Genomic DNA, 20,844 nt, shown 5'->3' with positions numbered 1-20,844 from the left:
GTCCCCTGGGACAGCGTGTTCAGCCAGTCCGGGAACGCCACCGGCGGCAGGAACAGGCCGCCGGCGAACGCCAGCGGGAACAGCACGACCTGCACCACCGGCAGGGCCGCCTTGGCCGACAGCGAGTAGCCGACGGCCATGCCCAGGAGCACGAACGGCACCGAGGTGGCCAGGATCGTCGCCACCCCGGCCAGCAGCTGCAGCAGCGTCACCGAGGCCGCGGTGAACAGCCAGCCGATGACGATCAGCGGCACCAGCCCGAACAGCGCGAAGATCGCGCCGTTGAGGATCCGCGCGACCATGCGGGGTGCCGGGCCGGCCGGCAGGGACCGCACGAAGGGGTCGAACGGGAGCTGGCGGTCCTCGGCCACGCCGAGCCCGTAGGTGAACAGGCTCGCCGAGCAGACGGCGAAGAGGGCGAGACCGGCCACGGCCATGGTCGCGTACACCGGGTTCTGCGCCACGTCGCTCTGCGGGACCACGAAGAAGAACATCGCCAGCGACGGGAAGAGCATGTTGCCCAGCACGGCGACGGGGATGCGCACGGTCTCCAGGAACTGGAACTTCAGGTGCAGCCAGGTCAGGCGTGCCGGGCTCACGGTGCCCGACGGCGGGACCTGCGCGGCGGCGGTCGTGGCGGTCATCGGTGGGCTCCTTCCAGGGTGTCCGCGGCGACCATCTCGGCGAAGGCCTCCTCGAGGCTGGCCCCGCGGATCTGCAGGTCCGAGAACTGCACGCCGGCGGAGACCAGGTCCCGGACCAGCGCGTCGGAGTCGGTGGTGTAGAGCTCCTGCGTGCCGTCGTCGCGGCGTTCGCCCCGGGCGACTCCGGGGAGCCCGGTCAGGTCGGTCGCGGCACGCAGCAGCACCCGACGCAGGCCGACGCGGCGCAGGATCCCGTCCAGGGAGTCGTCGGCCCGCACGACGCCGTGGTCGATGACCACGACGCGCTCGGCCAGCGCCTGCACCTCCTCGAGGTAGTGGCTGGTCAGCAGCACCGTCCCGCCCTCGGCGTGGTACCGCCGGATCGCGCCCCAGAGGGCCTGCCGCGCGGAGACGTCGAGCCCCGTCGTAGGTTCGTCGAGCAGGATCACCCGGGGGCGCCCGACCAACGCCAGGGCGACGGCGAGCCGTCGCTTCTGACCGCCGGACAACGACCCGGTCTGCTTGCGGGCCTTGTCCGTCAGGCCGAACTGCTCGAGCAGGGCGGCGGTCGGCATCGGGTCCGGGAAGTGCCCGCCGACGAAGTCGACGACCTCGCCGACGCGCAGGGTGGGCGGCAGGCCCGTCTCCTGCGGCGTGACCCCCAGCCCGGTGCGGGTCGCGGCGTCGCGCGGGTCCCCGCCGAGCACCCGGACACCGCCCGTGTCGGGTCTCCGCTGGCCGCTGACCAGCGACAGCAGGGTCGACTTGCCGGCGCCGTTCGGGCCGAGCAGGCCGACGAGCTCGCCGGGGCCGACGTCCAGGGTGACGTCGTCCAGGGCGACGACCTCGCCGAACCGGCGGGTGACGCCGTCGACGGAGATGACCGTCATGATCCGGCTCCTCTCAACAGGTCCTGCAGGGTGGTGGTGTAGTCCTCGAAGGCCCGGCGACCGTCCGTCGTCAGGGCGAGGTAGGTGACGGGCCGACGCCCGGCGAACTCCTTGGTCTGCCGGACGTAGCCGGCGTCCTCGAGCTTGCGCAGGTGCGTCGAGAGGTTGCCCGCGGTCATGTCCAGGAGCTTCTGCAGCTTGGCGAAGGTGATCTCCTCGCCGGCGCTCAGCGCGGCCAGCGTCGAGACCACCCGCAGGCGCGCCGGGGCGTGGATGACCGTGTCGAGCTCGGTCACGACGGCACCCCGCCCTCGCGGCGGCGCCGGACGAGCAGCCCGTGCCACACGAGCGTGATGGCGAGGAATCCGCCCCCACCGATCGTGGCCATGACGAGATAGGTGGCCGGCATCCCGGCGAGCGTCGCGGCACCGCCGGTGAGCAGGATCCACACGCCGAGGACGTACAGGCCCGTGTCGTCGAAGAGCGCTCCTCCGGTCAGGTACATCACGCCGATGATGACGCAGGCCAGCGCGTTGGAGACGAGGCCGACGACCTCGCCCGACGCCTCCGCCCGTCCGAGCCCGGCCATGACGACCGGGAACACGAGGAAGGCCATCGGCCACGCGGTCCCCCACCGCGCCCCGGCGCGGCGCTCGGGCCCGCGCGTCCCCGCCGTGCGTCGGAGCGCGTGGACGATCGTGATGACGACGGCGGTGCCGAGCAGCGCCCCGAACAGAGCGAAGGCGAGGGCGTCCGGCGCGCCACCGAGCGCGCGGGCGCTCCACCACAGCGCCGTGTAGCCAACCAGCCAGGCGACCCCCCACACCAGGCAGAGCAGCCGGCCGTCGGGTTCCGTCCCGGCACGGGCGCGTCGCTGGGACTGCGCGATGAGGTCCAGCGTGGCGGCGGGGTCGAGCGGTCGGTCGGGACTGCTCTCGGACTCGGTGCTCACGATCGACTCCTGAGGGGGATCCGTTTCGAGGTTTGTGCTACAAACTACTTTGCATCATGCCACCAGAGCGACGGTCCGACAAGACCCGAAAATGTGATATCACGTTATCGGCGCCGGACCGCGCGCCGCCCGACGACTCCTGGAGCGCTCCCCATGACCAGCACCACCCCGACCGGAACGCCCGTCGGCCACGCCGGCACACGGGTCGACATCACCGAGCGCGACGCCTGGTCGCTCGGTGCCGGCGGCACGGTGCTGGCGATCGTGCTCGCGATCGCCGTGTTCCTGCTCGGTGTCGCCGTCGTCGTGGTCGGCGGCGGCGTCGGTGTCGCCCTCGGCGCCGTGCTGGCCGTGCTCGGCGTCGTGGTGCCGACGGGCGTCGCCGTCGTCAGCCCCGGCGAGACCGTGGTGGTGCAGTTCTTCGGCCGGTACGTCGGCACGGTGCGGCGCACCGGCCTGGTGCTGACCGCACCCCTGACCACCCGGAACAAGGTCTCGGTGCGGGTGCGCAACTTCGAGACGAGCGAGCTCAAGGTCAACGACGCCGACGGCAACCCCGTCACCATCGCGGCGATCGTCGTCTGGCAGGTCGCCGACACCGCCCGGGCGAGCTTCGCCGTCGAGGACTACGACGACTTCGTCGTGGTGCAGTCCGAGTCCGCCCTGCGCCACGTGGCCATGTCGCACCCGTACGACGGCGGCGACAGCAGCGAGTCGCTGCGCGGCGCCACCGAGCTGGTCTCGGAGGAGATCGCCGCCGAGGTCGCCGAGCGCATCGCCGTCGCCGGCATCGAGGTCGTCGAGGCCCGCATCTCCCATCTCGCCTACGCCCCCGAGATCGCCCAGGCGATGCTCCAGCGCCAGCAGGCCGGGGCGATCGTCGCGGCCCGCGAGCGCATCGTCGAGGGGGCCGTGTCCATGGTCGAGAGCGCGCTGACCCGGCTCGAGACCGACGAGGTCGTGGCCCTGGACGACGAGCGCCGGGCCACGATGGTCTCGAACCTGCTGGTCGTGCTGTGCGGGGAGAGCCGCGCCACCCCGGTGGTCAACACGGGGTCGCTCTACCAGTGAGCGACCAGTGAGCGAGGCCGAGGACGCCGAGCCCGGCGGCCCGCGACGACGTCCGCCACGCAAGCAGGTGCTGCTGCGCCTCGACCCCACGGTGCACGCGGCGTTGGCGCGCTGGGCCGCCGACGACCTGCGCAGCGTCAACGCGCAGATCGACCTGCTGCTGCGCCGGGCGCTGCGCGACGCCGGCCGGCTGCCCCGCGACACCCCGCCGCCGCGCGGTCCGGGCCGTCCGCCGTCGAACCCCTGACCACCCCCTCGTTGTGGGCATGAAATCTGCAGGTCCGGACCGGTCCAGACCTGCAGATTTCATGCCCACAACGAGGGCGGGGTGGGGGGGGGGTGCCTAGGCTGTGGGCGTGGCCGACCCGAAGACAGTCCCCGCTCCGCGCTGGACCCCGCCCGCGCCCGCCGCGCCGGCCCGCACGCCGCAGGAACGCCGTCGGACCGGGGCCGAGATCTGGCTCGTCCTCGGCCTCAGCCTCGGACAGAGCGCGATCTACGCGGTCGTCAACATCCTCGCCCGGCTCACCTCCGGCACCACGCTGGCCGAGCAGTCCGCCACCCTGAACGCCACCCGGTCGGCACGCCCCTACGTCGACCTGACCTACCAGCTGCTCGGCATCGCCTTCGCCGTGCTGCCCGTCGCCCTCGCGATCTACCTCCTCAGCGCTCGCGGGCCAGGGACCCTGCGCCGCATCGGGTTCGACGCCGCCCGCCCCGGCCGCGACACCGCCTGGGGGTTCGCGCTCGCCGCCGCGATCGGCATCCCCGGGCTGGCGTTCTACACGCTCGGCCGCGCGCTCGGCATCACCGTGGAGATCCAGGCCAGCGCCCTGGCCGACTACTGGTGGACCGTCCCCGTGCTCGTCCTGGCCGCCCTGCAGAACGGCCTCCTCGAGGAGGTCGTCGCCGTCGCCTACCTGCACGAACGCACCGCGGACCTCGGCTGGCACCGGGTGACCTTCGTCGTGACCAGCGCGCTGCTGCGCGGTTCGTACCACCTCTACCAGGGCTTCGGGCCGTTCCTCGGCAACGTGGTGATGGGGATCGTCTTCTCCTGGTTCTACACCTCGCGCTGGGGGCGGCACCGCGTGCTGCCCCTGGTGATCGCGCACACGCTGCTCGACATCGTGGCGTTCGTGGGCTACGCCTTCCTGCCGGCCGACTGGCTTGCGGCCCTCGGCGTCGGATGACCTGACCGACCGACGGTCGACCCGGGCACGGATCACCCTCTCTCGACCGGCCCGACGCGGCCCGCGCACCTAGACTCGCCGATATGTCCCGAGCCAGCGGCGAGGCCCCCGCGGGCCCCGGCACCCCGCCGAGCACGGTGCACGACGTCGGCTCCTCCCGCCGGGAGGACGCCCAGCCGCCCACCGGCGCCTTCGACGCGCTCTTCCTCGCCGGCGGCGTCCCCGACGACGACGCCGGCCTCGTCCGCGTCGTCGACACGCCCGAGCAGCGGGTGCGCAACCCCTCCGACCTGCTCGGCATCATCAGCAGCGCCGTCGGCGTCGCACTGGTGCTGGTGCTGTCGGTCGTCGCCCACGGCACCACCGAGGGCGTCACCGCCGACGTGCGCGCGTTCAACACCCTCCTCGGCGAGCTGCTCTTCATCCCCGTGGTCGTCCTCGAGGGGCTCGTCACGCTGTTCGTCCCCGTCGTGGTGCTCGTCGAGCTCGCCGTCCGGCGACTGGGCCGCCAGGTCGTCGAGTCGATCGTCGCCGCCACGTTCGGACTCGTGCTCGGCGTCCTCGCGGTGCTGATGGTCGACTGGTGGGGCGGCGACGAGCTGCTGCGGTCGCTGTCGATCTTCCGCGACGGCGCCTGGCAGATCACGATCCCCGGGTACGTGGCGGGCCTGGCGGCGCTGCTCACCACCGCCGGCCCGCGCACCCGCCGCCGCACCGTGCGCTGGTCGTGGAACGTCCTCTACCTCGCCCTGATCATCGCCCTCATCACCGGGCAGGCGCCGCTGCCGGGCGTCCTGGTCGCCCTGCTGCTCGGCCGCCTGGCGGGCCAGACCGTGCAGTACGCCTCCGGCGTGCGCTCCGAGCGTGCCTACGGCGGCGAGCTCGTCACCGCCGTGCGCCGCGCCGGCTTCCGCCCGACGACGCTCGTGCGCGTGCGCGACGTCACGGCGCCCGCCGACGCCGGGGCCGCGGAGGACGCCGCTCGCCCGGAGCTGCCCGACGAGACGGTCACCGACGTCGACGCCTCCGGCGAGGTCACCTCGCGCACCACGCTGCGGGCCCTGCTGCGCAACCGACCCCGGTACGGCACCCGCCGCACCACCGGCACCGGCACCGACGACCCCCGCTCGCGGATCCCGTCGGCGCAGACCCTCGCCGACCCCGCCACCCGGGCCCTGACCCGCACCGGCGACGCCCGGGTCTACGCGATGTTCACCCCGGACGGGGACCGCCGCGACGTCGTCGTCCTCGACGGGGACCGCCACGTCGTCGGCGTGCTCACCCGGCTGTGGCGCGGCCTGCGCCTGCGGGGCCTGGAGGGCCGGGCGCAGGTGTCGCTCAAGGCCGTCGCCGAGCGCACCGCGATGCTCACCTACGCGGCCGACGCCGCGCACGTCCGCACCCCGCGCCTGCTCGGCGTCGGCGAGGCCGCGGACTCGATCGTGCTCGTCACCGAGCACGCCGTCGGTGCCGTGCCCTGGCGCGACCTGCCCGACGCGGCGCTCGCCGGGGCGCGCGGCGACGCCGTCCTGGCCGCCGCCTGGGCGCAGCTCGGGCGGGCGCACGAGGCCGGTCTGACGCACCACGCGCTCACGCCGGACGTGCTGCTCGTCGACTCCGACGGCCCCCGACCCCGCGTCTGGCTGACGGGCTGGGAGCAGGGCGAGATCGCCTCGACCGTCCTGGGCCGCCGGCTCGACCTGGTCCAGATGCTCGCGCTGCTGGCCCTGCGGGTCGGCCCGCGCCGCGCCGTCGCCTCGGCGGTGCGGGCGCTCGACGCCGACGACGTCGCCGCCGTCGGACCGCTGCTGCAGTCCATCGCCCTGCCGGCCGTGACGCGCGTGGCCGTGCGGCAGCGGCGCGGGATGCTCGACGAGCTGCGCGACGCCCTCGTCGAACGGCTGCCGCAGGTCGACGTCCAGCCGCAGAACATCACACGGTTCGGCGCACGGACCGTCGTCACGCTCGCGCTGTCGATCGTGGTGGTGACCGCCCTGGTCACCACCATGAACCTCGACGAGATCACCGACGCCGTGAGCCGGGCCAACCCCTGGTGGGTGGTCGCGTCCTTCGCCCTCGGGGCGATCACGTGGTTCGGGGCCGCCCTGACGTTCGTCGCGTTCTCCCCCCGACGGCTGCCGCTCTGGCGCGCCACGCTGACGCAGATGGCGGGGTCGTTCGTGGCGCTCGCGGCACCGGCCGGCATCGGTCCCGCGGCGCTGAACCTGCGGATGCTCACCCGACGCGGCGTCGAGCTGCCGATGGCCGTCGCGACGGTGGCGCTGGTGCAGGTGTCGCAGTTCGTCGTCACCGTGGTGCTGCTGGTCGTGCTGTCGATCTTCACCGGGTCGGGCGGGCTCATCGAGCTGCCGTCGATCACGGTGCTGCTCACCATCGCCGGGGTGGCGACCGTCGTCGTGGCGACGCTGCTGGTCCCGGCGATCCGCCGCTGGGTGTGGGGCAAGATCCGACCCACGCTGGAGCAGGTCTGGCCGCGGCTGTCGCAGATGCTCGGCCAGCCGACCCGTCTGGCGCTCGGCATCGGCGGCAACGTGGTGATGTCCCTGGGGTACGTGCTGGCGTTCGACGCCGCGCTGGCCGCCTTCGGCCAGTCCCTCAACCTCATCGACGTCGCCGTCATCTACCTCGTGGGCAACGCGCTGGGCGCGCTGGTGCCCACGCCGGGCGGTCTGGGCGGTGTCGAGGCGGCGCTGACCGCCGGTCTGACCGCCGCGGGCATCCCGGCGTCGATCGCGCTGTCCACGACCATCCTGTTCCGACTGGTCACCTACTGGGGCCGGGTGCCCTTCGGCTGGGCGGCGATGCGCTACCTGGAGCGCAAGGGCGACCTCTGAGCCGCCCCCGGCCGCTGTGCCGCCCGCGGCCGGTTGCCCGTCGACTGCCACCAGTCGCCCGCCGCCCGCCGCCTGCCGCCTGCCACCAGTCGCCGAGATCGACTCAGGGGGCCGAGATCGACTCACGGTGAGTCGATCTCGGTCCGGACGGGTCGATCTCGGCAGCGCGCAGCCCCGGATGCGCGCCCCCGGACGCGCGCCCCGGACGCGCGAAGGCCCGCCGTCCGCGACTCCGCAGACGACGGGCCTCCGAGGCGCTGACCGAGGTCAGCGGAGGATCACTTGGCGACAGCCTTCTTCAGCAGCGAGCCGGCGCTGATCTTGACGCCGTATCCGGCCGGGATCTGGATCTCCTCACCGGTGCGGGGGTTGCGGCCGGTGCGGGCGGCACGCTCGACGCGCTCGACCGACAGCAGACCGGTGACCTTGACGGCCTCGCCCTTGCCGAGGGACTCGATGAGCACCTCCTGGAAGGCGTTGAGCGCAGCCTCGGCGTCCGACTTGGTCAGGTCGGCCTTGGCGGCGATGGCCGAGGCGAGCTCGGACTTGTTCAGCGACATGTGAATCCCTTCTCCGGATCACGACGCACGGAGCCGTGCGCCGTCACGTTCACGGTCAGCCCGGTGGAACCGGTGGACCGGGAACACACTATGGAACATCCGCGGGTTCCTGCGACTTTTGGCCTCTTCGGCGCGCCAGCCGGACCCGTACGGACGGTTGGTCAGCTCAGCGGCCCCTGGGTGGGGCCCTGGCCGTGGTCGTCGTGCAGACGGCGTCGCGTCCGCATCAGCAGCACGGCCGCGACACCGATGATCGCCACGAGCGCGGCACCGTACAGCACCGGCATGGCCCCGGCGGCGGACGCGTCGTCCTCGGCGGGCGCCGACGGCGAGGGCTCGTCGGCCGGGGCGGCCGCTCCGAGCCCCTCCATCTCGCCCGACTCGGACAGCTCGGCCTCGGCGGACGCGGCGGGCACCGGCTCGTCGGTCTCCTCAGCGGCGTCCTGACCGGCCGCCGTGTAGGCGAAGCCGCCCTCGATCGGGTGCCCGTCCGAGGAGACGGCGCGCCAGGCGACCTCGTACTCGCCGCCGGCGACCTGCTCGCCCACCGTGGCGGTGACCACGGGGCCGTCGACGCTCACCTCGGCGTCGACGGCTTCGCCCGACGGCGGGGTCACCCGGACCTGGGTGCCGTCGGCGATGATGTCGGAGCTGTACGTCAGGGTCAGCGTGTCGACCGGCTCGTCCAGCGACGCCCCGTCCTCGGGGTCGGTGGACAGCAGCTGGTCGTGCGCGCTGGCGGACAGCGCGCCGAAGAGCATCGCGGCCGTGCCGCCGACGGCGGTCAGCAGCATCGCGAGCGCCACGATCGCCGCGATGAGCCGGTTCCGTCGCTGCGGGCGGACCGGTGTCCAGTCCGGCCCCTCGGACGGGACGGACGGTCGGGATCGGGGCCGGGAGCCCTCGGGGTTCTGCGCCACGTGGCCGACGATAGCCCCGCCGTCGGACGCTCGGCCAACGTCGACCCGGTGTCGTCGGGCACACTCGGGGTGTGGACTTCCGCAACGCCTACGCCCACGGCTTCGCCCGCGTCGCCGCCTGCACCGTGCCCGTGACGCTCGCCGACCCGGCGGCCAACGCCGCGGCGATCCTCGACCAGGCCCGGGCCTGCCACGACGACGGGGTGGCCGTCGCGCTGTTCCCCGAGCTGTCGGTCTCCGGCTACGCGCTGGACGACCTGCACCTGGCGGACACCCTGCTCGAGTCGGTCACCGACGCCCTCGAGCAGATCGTGGAGGCCAGCGCCGACCTGCGCCCGCTGCTCGTGGTGGGGGCGCCGCTGGAGATCGACGGCCGCGTGCACAACTGCGCCGTGGTGGTCCAGGGCGGCCGGGTGCTCGGCGTCGCCCCGAAGTCGTACCTGCCGACCTACCGGGAGTTCTACGAGAAGCGCTGGTTCGCCTCGGGCACCGACCTGCGCGGGGCGACGGTGCGGCTGCCGTTCGCCGACGACGAGGTCCCCTGCGGCCCGGACCTGCTGTTCCGCGCCTCCGACGTCGCGGGGCTGACGGTGCACGTCGAGGTGTGCGAGGACATGTGGGTGCCCGTGCCGCCGTCGGCCGAGGCCGCGCTGGCCGGGGCGACGGTGCTGCTCAACCCGTCCGCGAGCCCGATCACCATCGCCCGCGCCGAGGACCGCCGGCTGCTGGTGCGCTCGGCGTCCTCGCGCTGCCACGCCGCCTACGTCTACGCCGCGGCGTCGCAGGGCGAGTCGTCGACCGACCTGTCCTGGGACGGGCAGACGATGGTCTACGAGGCCGGCGACGAGCTCGCCGAGACCGAACGCTTCCCGGCCGGACCGCGTCGCGCGGTGGCCGACGTCGACCTCGACCGGCTGCGCCAGGACCGGCTGCGCCAGGGCACCTTCGACGACAACCGCCGCGCGCTCGGCGACCGGACCAGGGACTTCCGCACCGTCGAGTGGCGGGTGGGACCGCCGTCGGGCGACCTGGGCCTGCGCCGGCACGTGGACCGGTTCCCGTTCGTGCCCGACGACGCGGCGCGGCTCGCGCAGGACTGCTACGAGGCGTACAACATCCAGGTCACCGGCCTGGAGCGGCGGCTGGCCGCGATCGGGCAGCCGAAGGTGGTCATCGGGGTCTCCGGCGGCCTGGACTCGACGCACGCGCTGGTCGTGGCCGCGAAGGCGATGGACCGGCTCGGCCGTCCTCGCACGGACGTCCACGCCGTCACGATGCCGGGGTTCGCGACGTCGTCGGAGACCAAGGACCGGGCCACGCGGCTGGCGCGCGCGCTGGGCGTGCGCTTCGAGGAGCTGGACATCCGACCCGCCGCCGAGCAGATGCTGCGCGACCTCGACCACCCGTACGGCGCCGGTGAGCCCGTCTACGACGTGACCTTCGAGAACGTCCAGGCCGGGCTGCGCACCGACTACCTGTTCCGGATCGCCAACCACCGCGGCGGCATCGTGCTGGGGACCGGCGACCTGTCCGAGCTGGCGCTGGGGTGGTGCACCTACGGCGTCGGCGACCAGATGTCGCACTACGCGGTGAACACCGGGGTGCCGAAGACGCTGATCCAGCACCTCATCCGCTGGGTGGCGGACTCCGGCGACTTCCCGGCGGAGGTCGGCGACGTGCTGCGCGAGATCGTCGTGCAGGAGATCTCCCCTGAGCTCGTGCCGGCCGGCGAGGGCGAGGCGCCGCAGTCCACCGAGGCGATGGTCGGCCCCTACGCGCTGCAGGACTTCACGCTGTACTGGACGCTGCGGTGCGGGATGCGGCCGTCCAAGATCGCGTTCCTGGCGTGGCACGCCTGGCGGGACGCCGAGGCCGGGGCGTGGCCGCCGAACTTCCCCCACGACGACCGGTCGACCTACGACCTCGCGACGATCCGGCGGTGGATGCTGGTGTTCTTCCGCCGGTTCTTCGCCTCGCAGTTCAAGCGCTCCGCGCTGCCGAACGGGCCGAAGGTCTCCGCCGGCGGCACGATGTCGCCGCGCGGCGACTGGCGGATGCCCTCGGACGCCTCGGCGGCGGCGTGGCTGCGCGAGGTCGAGGAGAACGTGCCGGCCGAGTGAGTGCGGGGCGGCCCCCGTTCGATGCCGTCACCTGCTCCGTCGGTCGCCTCGGCCCGAGGGCTCGGCGATCACGTCGGTGATCATGTCGGCGACCGCTACGGCGATCTCGCTCGCCGTCCGGCCACTCGTCACGACGATGTCGGTCGCCATCGTGCGGCTGCCCGTGTCGTCGAACCACTCGGCCAGGAAGTCGTGACCGTTGCTGACCCAGTCGGTCCCCTTGTCGCGGAGCGACCGACGACGCAGCTCGGCCAAGGCCTCGGCGCGGTCCAGGGACGGCAGGACGAGGAGCCGGTGTTCGACCGGACGGAGAATGGTCGCCACGCGGGCGCGCAACGTGCCGTCCGCATAGCTGGTGTGCCCCGCACCGAGGGCGACGACGGCTCCGGGATGCGCGGCGACGACTCGTTCGACGGCGTGTGCGCGCGCCGGTTCCCACTCGCGCTCGGCCGCCACCCGTCCCACGGCGGCGATCCGGTCGACCAGCCGATCGATGCTCCATCCCACCTCGGCGTAGTAGGGGGCGGCGACCGCGTCGAGGTCGACGAACGGCCGTCCCAGCCCCTGGGCGACGAGTTCGCCCAGGGTCGACTTGCCGCACGCTGCGGGCCCGACGAGAACCATGAGCGGCGAGTCCGACATCGGACGATGATCGCACCCTCTGTCCGGGGGATATGGCGTCCTCGACCCACGCCGTCTTTCCGTATACGATATTCGAGTGAGTCAGGAGAAGATTCACGGGCAGCCCGTGAGCGACGAGCAGGTCCGCGCGTGGGCCGACGAGGCGGAGTCGGGCTACGACGTGACGACGCTGCGTCGGCGCGGACGCCCCAGCGCAGGCGACGGCCCCGGAACGGTCGTGCCGGTGAGGCTCGACGCCGCCACGCTCAAGGCACTGACCGAGCGTGCGCGAGAGGAGGGGCTGGCCAACCGGTCGGAGGCCATCCGTGCGGCGGTGCGCGCCTGGGCGCACGTCGCGTGAAGCTGCACGACGCAGCTCGCAAGCACTTCAGGCGCGACCGCCTGACCGAGGAAGGCGTCCTTCGAGCGGCAGCAGAACCCGTCTTCCGGTCCCCGCTCGACGACGAAGACGACCCCCGACGCTGGCTCCTGCTCGACGACACCGGGAGGCTCCTCGAGCTGGTCCTGCTCCGCTTCGACTCGGGGGACGAGCTCGTCATCCACGCGATGAAGGCGCGACCGCAGTACGTCGACCTGCTTCCCTGAGACCGACGGCTCGGACGCCGCGCACGATCCAGCGCACGCACTGGACGACGGCGGCGCCGACCGCGGCGTTGAGGGCACCGAGCAGCGCCCCTCCGAGCAACGCCGCCGGATCGGTCAGCGGCACGGCCCCGTCGACCACCAGCAGCACCGGCCACAGCAGCGTCGCCGTGAGCAGCGCCGACCGCCACCATCGGCCGAGGAGCAGCCCGAGCACGATCATCGTCGGGATCATCGATACCTCCTCGTCGTCGCGGACCGTCTTCCGAGCCTACCCACCCTGCCCGGATTGCCGTTGTCGACAATCCGGGCCGGTGGGTGGGGGCCGAGGCAGGATGGCCCCATGACTTCCACGCAGCAGCCCACCACCCCGGGCACCACCCGCAGCTCCGTCGCCCTCACGAACGGCCACGTCGTCCCCGTCGCCGGCGACCCGATCGAGCACGGCACGGTCCTCGTCGAGAACGGCGTCATCACCGCCGTCGGCGCCGACGTCGAGATCCCCGACGGCGTCCCCACCGTCGACGCGGGCGGCCGGTGGGTGCTGCCCGGGTTCGTCGAGTCCCACGGCCACGTCGGCGTGCACGAGGAGGCCGAGGGGTGGGCCGGCGACGACACCAACGAGAAGACGGCCCCGAACGGTGCCGCGTTCCGCGCGCTCGACGGGATCAACATCGAGGAGGAGGGTTTCCGCGACGCGCTCGCCGGCGGCGTGACCTCCGTCGTCGTCAAGCCGGGGTCCGCCAACCCCATCGGCGGGCAGACCGTCGCCATCAAGACCTGGGGCGGGCGCACCGTCGACGAGCAGGTCCTGCGCGAGGCCGTGTCGGTCAAGAGCGCGCTCGGCGAGAACCCGAAGCGGGTGTACGGCGAGCAGAAGAAGACGCCGTCGACCCGGCTCGGCGTCGCCTCGGTGATCCGCCAGGCCTTCCTCGACGCCCAGCACTACGCGGCCGCACGCGCCGCCGCCGAGTCCAAGGGCGAGCCGTTCGCCCGCGACCTGACCAAGGAGACGCTGGCCCGTGTGCTCGACGGCGAGCTCGCCTGGGACCAGCACACCCACCGCGCCGACGACATCGCCACCGCGATCCGCCTCGCGGACGAGTTCGGCTACCGGCTCGTGGTCAACCACGGCACGGACGGCGCCGCGGTCGCCGACGTGCTCGCCGAGCGCGGGATCCCGGTGATCTTCGGGCCGATGTTCACCACGCGCACCAAGGTCGAGCTGCGGAACCGCGACATCGCGCACCTGGCGCGGCTGGCCGAGGCCGGCGTGACGGTCGCGATCACCACCGACCACCCGGTGGTGCCGATCAACTTCCTGGTGCACCAGGCCTCCCTGGCCGTCAAGGAGGGCCTGGACCGGCAGGTGGCCCTGGAGGCGCTCACCACCAACCCGGCGAGCATCCTCGGGCTGGACGACAGGATCGGCGCGCTGCGCCCCGGCCTGGACGGTGACGTCGTGGTCTGGTCCGCCGACCCGCTGGACGTGAACGCCCGCGCCGAGCGCGTGTTCGTCACCGGCACCGAGGTGTACTCCTGGGACGCCGCGGCCGACGGCGGGCGGGGCGCGGGGCGCGTCGTCGAGCGGTCCGCGCGCTTCGTCTGAGCGCACCCCGCCCCGGGCAGGCGACCACGATGTGAGACACGCCACCAGTGCCTCGATCGAGTTGCCTGCCCGGGGCAACTCGGTGTCGAATCGTTCCTATGCGCTCCCTCTTCGCCGCGACCGCGGCTGTCTCCGCTGCCCTCCTGCTCACGGCATGCGCCGGACCGGACTCGGTCGAGCCGGCGGCGGACTCCTCCCCCACCCCGGAGGCCTCCACGGAGACGGAGGGTGCTGTCGACATCGCCACCACCTGCGCGGGCTACTACGACGGCGGCGAGCTCTCGATCGACCACCGGGTCACGACGTGGACTCCGGAGGTCTCCTCCCCGGCGACCGAGGAGAACACCGCGGAGCTCACCATCGTCCGCGACCGCCTCGACGCCCAGATCCGTTACGCCGACACCGGTCCCGCAGCGATCCTGCAGGCCATCCAGGAGCCGTTCGACGACGCGTTGAACGGCACGTCGGGGGATCAGGGCGCCGTCGAGGACGCCGTGACCGCGCTGGAGGCGATGTGCGACGACGCCGGGTTCGTGCGCCCCGAGTGACGACCCGTCGGCTGCTCGTCGTCCGGCCGGATCCCTGACCGGCCGGACGGCGGACCGCCACCCGGCGCGCGCCGGGCCCCGGGCGCTCAGCGCCCGGTGAGGAACCGGCCCATCAGCGGGCCCGCCGTCGTCGACCCGTACTCGCCGTCCTCCACGAAGACCGCGACCGCCAGGTCGTCCGCGATCGCCAGCATCCAGGCGTGCTGCCGGGACCCGTCCCCGTACTGGGCCGTCCCCGTCTTCGCGCCGGTCACCCCGGGCACGTCCGCCAGCGCCGACGCACTGCCCTCGGCGACGACGGCGCCCATCAGGTCGTGCAGGTCGGCGGCCTCGGTCTGCGTCAGTCCGCCCGCGGACCCGGCCGGCTCCGGCTCCTCGGCGGTGTCCGCTGAGGCGTCCGGCGAGGCGTCCGGCGAGGCGCTCGCCGAGGGCGAGGCCCCCGTGCCGCCGTCGTCCGTGCCGCCGTCGTCCGCGGCGCCGTCGTCCGCGGCGCCGTCGTCCTCGACCGGCCGGACCAGCACCGGCTCGACCCGCTCCCCCGCCGCGACCGACGCGGCGACGGTGGCCATGCCCAGCGGGGAGGCGAGCACCGCGCCCTGGCCGATGAGCGCCTCGGCGTGCCCCGTGGCGGACGCCTCGGTCGGCACCTCGCCCAGGAACGCCGGGGCCCCGACGGACGACGCCGCCCCGAGCCCCAGGTCCACCGCCGCTGCGGCGAGGTCGGCCTGCCGCACCTCCGCCCCCTCGCCGATCATGGCGGTGTTGCACGAGTGCGCGAACGCCGTGCGCAGCGACACCGCCCCCGTGGCGTCCTGCGGGTAGCCGGGCACGTTCTCGTACGTGCGGCCGTCCACGGTGACCGACGTCGGGCAGGTGACCTCGTCCTCGGGGAAGACCCCGGCACGCATCAGCGAGAGCGCGGTGGCCACCTTGAAGGTCGACCCCGGCGCGTACTGGCCCAGCGTCGCCGTCGACCAGCCCTCGCCGCCCGGACCGCTGGCGGCCGCCAGGACCTCGCCCGTCGAGGGCCGGACCGCCACGATCGCACTGGCCGGCTCGACGTCGGACAGCACCTCCTCGGCGAGGATCTGCAGGTCGGGCTCGAACGTCGTGGCGACGTCCGCACCGTCGACGGCCTCGACGCGGTACGCGTCCCGCACGACCTCGCCGTCACCGTCGACGACGTGGACGGCCAGACCCTCGCTGCCGGTCAGCGCCGCGTCGTACTGCCGCTGCAGACCGGAGATCCCGACGACGTCGCCCTGCTCGACCGCGCCGTCGGACTGCTCGATGATCTCGGCCGTCGCCTCCCCCGCGCGACCGAGGACCGACCGCGCGAACGACGACGTCGGGGCCAGCTCCATCGTGTCCGCCAGCACGTTCACCCCGTCGATCGCCCGGGCGTCGTCGGCGGTGAACGAGACCCCTGACGTCGCCTCGTCCTGGCGGATCGTGATCGCCAGGACGTAGGCCTTCTCCCCGGCGGAGGCCACGCGGTCCGCGTACGCCGCGGGGTCGAGCCCGACCAGCTCGGCCAGCGCCTCGGACTGCTCCGCGTACCGCGGGGGCTCGAGGTAGGTCTTGTCGATGCCGATGCGCCACACGTCGCGCTCGGTGACCAGCCGTTCGCCGTGGATGTCCAGCAGGTCGCCGCGGTCGGGCTCCAGGGACTCGAGCTCGAGGCGCTCGCCGCCGGCGAGGTCGGGGGCGACCAGGTCGTGCTGCCACTGCACCTCCCAGGTGCCGGTCTCCTCGGAGTCCTCGGGCGGCGGCGCCCAGACCAGCTCGGTGTCGGTCGTGTAGTCCCAGGTGTGGCCCGGCGCGAGCGGCCAGCTCCAGGCGAGCGTGACCGCGGCCCGCGGCGGCTCGTCCTCGGCCGTCTCGGCCTCGACGACCTCGGCCACCTCGACGCTCGACGCGGCGCCGGTCTCCTCGGCGGCAGCGAGCAGGGGTTCGACGACCTCGATCAGGTGCTGCTCCGGCAGGGCGCTCGTGTCGGACACCAGCGTCAGCGCCGACAGGTCCTGGCGGGCCAGCCCGTCGGCCAGCGCCTGCGCCGTCTCGTCGGGAGCCGGCCGTTCGGGCCCGGTGCACGCCGCGGCGGCGGCGAGCACGGCTGGAGTCAGGAGGACGGTCAGGGCACACGATGTCCGACGGCGCACCCGGCGAGCGTAGCGGGGCCGGCACGCGGGCGGAAGGTTCCGTGCGGCAACAGAATCGAGCGGGTGAAATCCGGCCGCACACGACACACGGTCCCGTCCGGGCCCTCCTCCTCGGTACGGTCGGAGGCGACCGGAGCGCCCGGCCGTGCCGGGATCATGTCCACGGATCGAAGACGAGGAAGCACATGGGGTTCATCAAGGCATTCGCCGGCGCTCTCGGCGGGACGCTCGCCGACCAGTGGAAGGACTTCATCGTCCCGCCGCCGGGTCTCGAGCCCACGGCGGCGCTGTTCCCGGCGGTCCGCCAGGGCCAGGACGCCGGACGTGGCGCGAACACCCAGGGTTCCGAGCACATCATCACCAACGGTTCCCGGATCGTCGTCCCCGAGGGGTACGCGCTGATGACGTTCCAGGACGGCGAGCTGACCGGCCTCGTCAGCGACCCGGGCGGCTACGTGTTCACCTCCGACGACCAGAACTCGCGGTCGGTGTTCGCCGACGACGGCTTCCTCAGCGCGACGGTGAAGACCTCGTGGGAGCGGTTCAAGTTCGGCGGGCGGCCCGGCTCCCAGCAGCTCGCGTTCTACGTCAACCTCAAGGAGATCCCGAACAACCGCTTCGGCACGCAGTCGGAGATCTACTGGGACGACGCCTACCTGCGGGCCCAGGTCGGCGCGATCACGCGCGGCAGCTACTCGCTGCGGATCGTCGACCCCGTGCTGCTCGTCAAGAACTTCGTGCCGCTGACGTACCTGAGCTACGACGCGAAGGTCTTCGACTTCGGCGACTTCGACAACGACGCGGCCAGCCAGCTGTTCAACGAGCTGGTGGGGTCGTTGGCGGCCGCGTTCTCCCACTACACGAACGACCCGAGCAAGGGGAACCGCATCGCCCGCATCCAGGGCGACGCGGTCGGCTTCGCGCAGTCGCTGAGCCACGCCGTCGAGGAGTCCTACCGGTGGACGTCGGACCGGGGGCTGACCATCGTCAAGGTCGCGCTGCAGGCGATCGAGTACGACGCGGACACCCGCAAGCTGCTCTCCGACGTCAAGAAGGCGGACGCGCTCGGCGGCGCACGCGGCAACTCGTTCATGCAGCAGGCCGCCGCCCGCGGGTTCCAGGCTGCCGGGGAGAACGGCGCGGGCGGGGGCTCCGACATGGCGTTCCTCGGCATGGGGATGAACGCGACCGGCGCGGCCATGGGCGGTCTGCAGCAGCCCGCCGGCCAGGTCCCCCCGCAGCAGGCGCCGCCCCAGGCGTCCGCGGAGCCGGCCGAGGAGGACGCCATGGCGAAGCTCACCCGGTTCAAGGCGATGCTCGACGCCGGGCTCATCACACAGGAGGACTACGACGCGGCCAAGAAGAAGGCGCTCGGGCTGTAGGCGATGGACGACGTGACCGAACCGGCCTCCGACGAGCAGGCCCCCGCCCCACCGACGACACCGCCGGAGCCCGACCACGGCCCCCGCGTGATCGACACCGACGCCGACGCCGTCGACGGACTGACCAAGTGCCCGCGCTGCGGGGCGACGCAGATCGCCCTGAACATCGGCTCGGGGATGCTGCGGTGCCACTACTGCCGCGACGAGTGGTCGACGCCGAGCGCCAACGAGGCGTTCGGCCTGGACGCCGGCGTCGGTGAGCTCCGCGGCGTCACGAGGGGGTCGGGCTCGTCCGACATCGTCCCGTCCGCCGAGATCGTGCTCACCTTCAAGTGCAGCGCGTGCGGCGCGGAGATCGTCATCGACACCGCGAGCAGCACCCAGGCGCGCTGCCACTGGTGCCGCAACACCCTGTCGATGAACCAGCAGGTGCCCAACGGCGCCGTGCCCGACATGGTGCTCCCGTTCAGCCTCCCGAAGGAGGAGGCCGTGCGGAAGATCGCCACGTTCGTGCGCAAGCGCCGCTTCTTCGCCCACCCGCGGTTCCGCAAGGAGTTCGACCCGGACAACGTGCTCGGCGCCTACCTGCCCTACATGGTCGTCGACGTCAACGCCCACGCCGCGTTCAGCGGGCAGGGCGAGCACCAGACCCGCAGCTACACCGTCTCGGTGGGCGAGGACCGGTCGGAGACCCGCTACGACGCGGACCTCTACGACGTCGGCCGCGCCTTCGACGTCGAGGTGCACGACCTCGCCGTCGTCTCGTCGCAGCAACGCCTCGACCAGGGGCTGAGCACCACCAACAACGTCATCAACGCGATCCGGCCGTTCGACCTGGAGAACGCCGTCGTCTACGACTCGAACTACCTGGCCGGGTTCACCTCCGAGCGCCGCGACACCAACATCGACGACCTGGCGCCGATCGTGGACGCGCAGTCGAAGGACGTCGCCCGGCACGCGGTCCACGACACCCTGCGTTTCTACGACCGCGGGGTGCGGTGGCACAGCGAGCAGCTCGAGGTCCGCGGGCAGCGGTGGGTGTCGGCCTACCTGCCGGTGTGGCTGTACAGCTACCACCAGACCAAGCGCGACGGCCGGTCGGTCACGCACTACGTCGCCGTGAACGGCCGAACCGGCGCGGTGATGGGCAGCGTGCCGATCAACTATCCCCGGCTGCTGCTGACCTCCGCGGTCGTCGAGGCCGTCGGGATCGTCGTCGGCACGGCCGTGATGATCTTCGGAGGTGGGTCATGACCGCTCTCGCCCTCACGCTCGACACGGCGGCCGTCCTGGCCTCCACCGGTTCGGACGGGGACGCCGGAGCCCTCGGGCTCGTCTTCTTCCTGTCCGGGTTCGTCTTCTTCGCCCTGATCTTCGCGCGCTACCGCAACGCGGACAAGCGGTACCGGCACGAGAAGCAGACCCGGACGGTCAGGAAGAACGTCCAGGTCCGCGACGACTTCGTCCGCTCCCGCACGGGGCTGAGGAACCGCACCATGGACGGCGCCAACCACGACTCCGTCTCCGGGTCGCTGAACCCGACGGCCGGCAGCGTCCAGGGCCTGATGCGGGAGATCGACCGCTACCGCCGTCTCGGCTGACCCGGAGCGCGTAGCCAGGACGACGAACGGTCTGGCAGAGTGCGGGCGTGCCCGCTGCCCTGCTCCGACGTCGTTGGCGTGCCCTCGTGACCGCGACGGCCGTCGCCGTGTCGCTCACCGTGCCGGTCGCCGTCCCTGCCACGGCGGCGGCACTGTCCCTGCCGTACCCGCCCGGGCCGACGCCGCCGGGTGCGCACACGGGCGTCGTGGGCTGGTCCCCGCTCGAGGAGACGACCGCGGGGACCGACTGGTCGGACGGCGTGGCGATCGCCCCGGGCGAGGGCAGGACGCTCGAGCTGCAGCAGGAGGTCGACGGCCGCTGGGTGACGCGGTGGACCACCACGATGCCCGACGACGGCACCTACTCCGCCGCGATCGAGCTCACCCGGCACTGGCGGCAGGCACCGGTCACCCGCTGGCGGCTCTTCGCCCCCGGCACCGCGCAGGTGGCACCCGCCGTCAGCGGGGTCAAGGTGGTCCGCACGACGTGGGAGGCGTCCACGGACCCCCGCGATCTCACCGTGCTCGTGACCAAGGACCGCGGCGTCACGCCCCGCGACTTCGTGCCGGGCCGGCTCGCCGCGCCCGACATGGCGGTGCAGGGCACCTGGGTCGAGCTGCGGCCGGCGGCGGCCGACGCCCTCGCCGAGCTGGCCGAGGCCGCGGAGGAGGCCACCGGGAAGCGGCTGGTCCTGGTCTCCGGGTTCCGTCCGGCCGGCTACCAGGAACGCCTCTTCGAGCGGTACGCCTCCCGGCACGGCGCCGAGGCCGCGTCGCGCTTCTCGGCACGGTCGGGGCACTCCGAGCACCAGACCGGGCTCGCGGCGGACGTCACCCAGGCCGGGGTGCCCTTCACCGAGTTCGGCGGCACGCCCGCCTCGGACTGGGTCGCCGAGCACGCGTGGCGGTACGGGTACGTCGTGCGCTACCCGGACGGCGGCGAGGAGATCACCGGCTACCGGGGCGAGCCGTGGCACCTGCGCTACGTCGGCGAGGACCTCGCCGCCTACCTGCACCACAGCGGCGAGACCCTCGAGGAAGCGTTCGGCGTCGACCCCGGAGTGGAGGGCGCGCAGCGCCCGTGAACGCGGCGGCGCCGGGCGTCTCGACACC

The 20,844-nt window shown here is 73.2% G+C and carries 22 protein-coding genes; 13 read left to right on the top strand and 9 right to left on the bottom strand.

Going from position 1 to position 20,844, the window contains the following annotated elements; all coding sequences use genetic code 11:
• From V5O49_RS10240 to V5O49_RS10225, 4 genes are all read right to left on the bottom strand, one after another.
• A partial coding sequence (locus tag V5O49_RS10240) for an ABC transporter permease (protein WP_332902139.1) occupies positions 1–644 on the bottom strand: 644 nt, incomplete at its 3' end.
• Positions 641–1,534 carry an ABC transporter ATP-binding protein gene (locus V5O49_RS10235; protein ID WP_332902138.1) on the bottom strand — a complete coding sequence of 298 codons (894 nt, stop codon included), beginning with the start codon at positions 1,532–1,534 and terminating at the stop codon, positions 641–643. The genes V5O49_RS10240 and V5O49_RS10235, both read right to left, overlap by 4 nt.
• Positions 1,531–1,830: a transcriptional regulator gene (locus V5O49_RS10230; RefSeq protein ID WP_332902137.1), complete on the bottom strand. Its 300-nt coding sequence runs from the start codon at positions 1,828–1,830 to the stop codon at positions 1,531–1,533. The genes V5O49_RS10235 and V5O49_RS10230 overlap by 4 nt, the downstream gene beginning before the upstream one ends.
• Entirely contained in the window at positions 1,827–2,486 is a 660-nt protein-coding gene (locus V5O49_RS10225) for a hypothetical protein (protein WP_332902136.1), read from the bottom strand. The genes V5O49_RS10230 and V5O49_RS10225 overlap by 4 nt, the downstream gene beginning before the upstream one ends.
• Positions 2,487–2,639: 153 nt before the next feature.
• Here V5O49_RS10225 and V5O49_RS10220 point away from each other — a divergent pair, with 153 nt between their 5' ends.
• The 4 genes from V5O49_RS10220 (at position 2,640) to V5O49_RS10205 (ending at position 7,605) form a co-directional block, all read left to right on the top strand.
• The gene (locus tag V5O49_RS10220; protein ID WP_332902135.1) at positions 2,640–3,557 is read left to right on the top strand and encodes an SPFH domain-containing protein; all 918 of its coding nucleotides are present in this window, start codon (positions 2,640–2,642) and stop codon (positions 3,555–3,557) included.
• A gap of 7 nt (positions 3,558–3,564) precedes the next feature.
• Positions 3,565–3,804 carry a type II toxin-antitoxin system antitoxin gene (locus tag V5O49_RS10215; protein WP_332902134.1) on the top strand — a complete coding sequence of 80 codons (240 nt, stop codon included), beginning with the start codon at positions 3,565–3,567 and terminating at the stop codon, positions 3,802–3,804.
• Between the two features lie 109 nt (positions 3,805–3,913).
• On the top strand, positions 3,914–4,750 hold the full coding sequence (locus V5O49_RS10210; RefSeq protein WP_405001161.1) for a CPBP family intramembrane glutamic endopeptidase: 837 nt from the start codon (positions 3,914–3,916) through the stop codon (positions 4,748–4,750).
• Between the two features lie 83 nt (positions 4,751–4,833).
• Complete coding sequence (locus V5O49_RS10205; RefSeq protein ID WP_332902133.1) at positions 4,834–7,605, top strand: lysylphosphatidylglycerol synthase transmembrane domain-containing protein; 2,772 nt, start codon at positions 4,834–4,836, stop codon at positions 7,603–7,605.
• A 278-nt stretch (positions 7,606–7,883) separates the two neighbouring features.
• Here V5O49_RS10205 and V5O49_RS10200 read toward each other — a convergent pair whose 3' ends face one another.
• Complete coding sequence (locus tag V5O49_RS10200; protein ID WP_172153495.1) at positions 7,884–8,165, bottom strand: HU family DNA-binding protein; 282 nt, start codon at positions 8,163–8,165, stop codon at positions 7,884–7,886.
• Between the two features lie 161 nt (positions 8,166–8,326).
• Positions 8,327–9,085, bottom strand: a complete 759-nt coding sequence (locus V5O49_RS10195) for a copper resistance CopC family protein (RefSeq protein ID WP_332902132.1) — start codon at positions 9,083–9,085, stop codon at positions 8,327–8,329.
• 71 nt (positions 9,086–9,156) lie between these two features.
• Here V5O49_RS10195 and V5O49_RS10190 point away from each other — a divergent pair, with 71 nt between their 5' ends.
• Complete coding sequence (locus V5O49_RS10190; RefSeq protein WP_332902131.1) at positions 9,157–11,205, top strand: NAD(+) synthase; 2,049 nt, start codon at positions 9,157–9,159, stop codon at positions 11,203–11,205.
• A gap of 27 nt (positions 11,206–11,232) precedes the next feature.
• Here V5O49_RS10190 and V5O49_RS10185 read toward each other — a convergent pair whose 3' ends face one another.
• Entirely contained in the window at positions 11,233–11,847 is a 615-nt protein-coding gene (locus V5O49_RS10185; RefSeq protein ID WP_332902130.1) for a shikimate kinase, read from the bottom strand.
• A gap of 76 nt (positions 11,848–11,923) precedes the next feature.
• Here V5O49_RS10185 and V5O49_RS10180 point away from each other — a divergent pair, with 76 nt between their 5' ends.
• Both V5O49_RS10180 and V5O49_RS10175 read left to right on the top strand, forming a co-directional pair.
• Positions 11,924–12,187: a ribbon-helix-helix domain-containing protein gene (locus V5O49_RS10180; RefSeq protein ID WP_332902129.1), complete on the top strand. Its 264-nt coding sequence runs from the start codon at positions 11,924–11,926 to the stop codon at positions 12,185–12,187.
• Complete coding sequence (locus tag V5O49_RS10175; RefSeq protein WP_332902128.1) at positions 12,184–12,432, top strand: toxin; 249 nt, start codon at positions 12,184–12,186, stop codon at positions 12,430–12,432. Before V5O49_RS10180 ends, V5O49_RS10175 begins: the two co-directional genes overlap by 4 nt.
• On the opposite strand, the gene V5O49_RS10170 is transcribed toward V5O49_RS10175, so the two are convergent.
• A complete protein-coding gene (locus tag V5O49_RS10170; RefSeq protein ID WP_332902127.1) occupies positions 12,383–12,664 on the bottom strand; it encodes a hypothetical protein in 282 nt (93 codons plus the stop codon). The two genes, V5O49_RS10175 and V5O49_RS10170, sit on opposite strands and share 50 nt — an antisense overlap.
• Positions 12,665–12,772: 108 nt before the next feature.
• Between V5O49_RS10170 and V5O49_RS10165 the strand changes: the two genes are divergently transcribed.
• Together V5O49_RS10165 and V5O49_RS10160 are read left to right on the top strand one after the other, a co-directional pair.
• Positions 12,773–14,038 (top strand): amidohydrolase, encoded by a 1,266-nt coding sequence (locus V5O49_RS10165; protein WP_332902126.1) that lies wholly within the window; start codon positions 12,773–12,775, stop codon positions 14,036–14,038.
• A gap of 98 nt (positions 14,039–14,136) precedes the next feature.
• Positions 14,137–14,586, top strand: coding sequence for a hypothetical protein (locus V5O49_RS10160; RefSeq protein WP_332902125.1), 450 nt, complete (start codon positions 14,137–14,139; stop codon positions 14,584–14,586).
• 86 nt (positions 14,587–14,672) lie between these two features.
• Here the strand turns inward: V5O49_RS10160 and V5O49_RS10155 are convergent, their stop codons facing one another.
• Positions 14,673–16,700, bottom strand: a complete 2,028-nt coding sequence (locus V5O49_RS10155) for a penicillin-binding transpeptidase domain-containing protein (RefSeq protein WP_332902124.1) — start codon at positions 16,698–16,700, stop codon at positions 14,673–14,675.
• A gap of 233 nt (positions 16,701–16,933) precedes the next feature.
• On the opposite strand from V5O49_RS10155, the gene V5O49_RS10150 reads away from it, so the two are divergent.
• Genes V5O49_RS10150 through V5O49_RS10135 form a run of 4 tightly spaced genes read left to right on the top strand, consistent with a single transcriptional unit; the run spans position 16,934 to position 20,816 of the window.
• Complete coding sequence (locus V5O49_RS10150; protein ID WP_332902123.1) at positions 16,934–18,130, top strand: SPFH domain-containing protein; 1,197 nt, start codon at positions 16,934–16,936, stop codon at positions 18,128–18,130.
• Positions 18,131–18,133: 3 nt separating this feature from the next.
• Entirely contained in the window at positions 18,134–19,384 is a 1,251-nt protein-coding gene (locus V5O49_RS10145; protein WP_332902122.1) for a TFIIB-type zinc ribbon-containing protein, read from the top strand.
• Complete coding sequence (locus V5O49_RS10140) at positions 19,381–19,731, top strand: hypothetical protein (protein ID WP_332902121.1); 351 nt, start codon at positions 19,381–19,383, stop codon at positions 19,729–19,731. The genes V5O49_RS10145 and V5O49_RS10140 overlap by 4 nt, the downstream gene beginning before the upstream one ends.
• 47 nt (positions 19,732–19,778) lie before the next feature.
• On the top strand, positions 19,779–20,816 hold the full coding sequence (locus V5O49_RS10135; protein WP_332902120.1) for a M15 family metallopeptidase: 1,038 nt from the start codon (positions 19,779–19,781) through the stop codon (positions 20,814–20,816).
• The last annotated feature ends 28 nt before the right edge of the window (positions 20,817–20,844 follow it).

Source organism: Isoptericola haloaureus, from assembly GCF_036689775.1.
GTDB classification, from domain to species: domain Bacteria; phylum Actinomycetota; class Actinomycetes; order Actinomycetales; family Cellulomonadaceae; genus Isoptericola; species Isoptericola haloaureus.
Note: the sequence above shows the minus strand (reverse complement) of the source record. Positions and strands in the feature narration are given on the sequence as shown.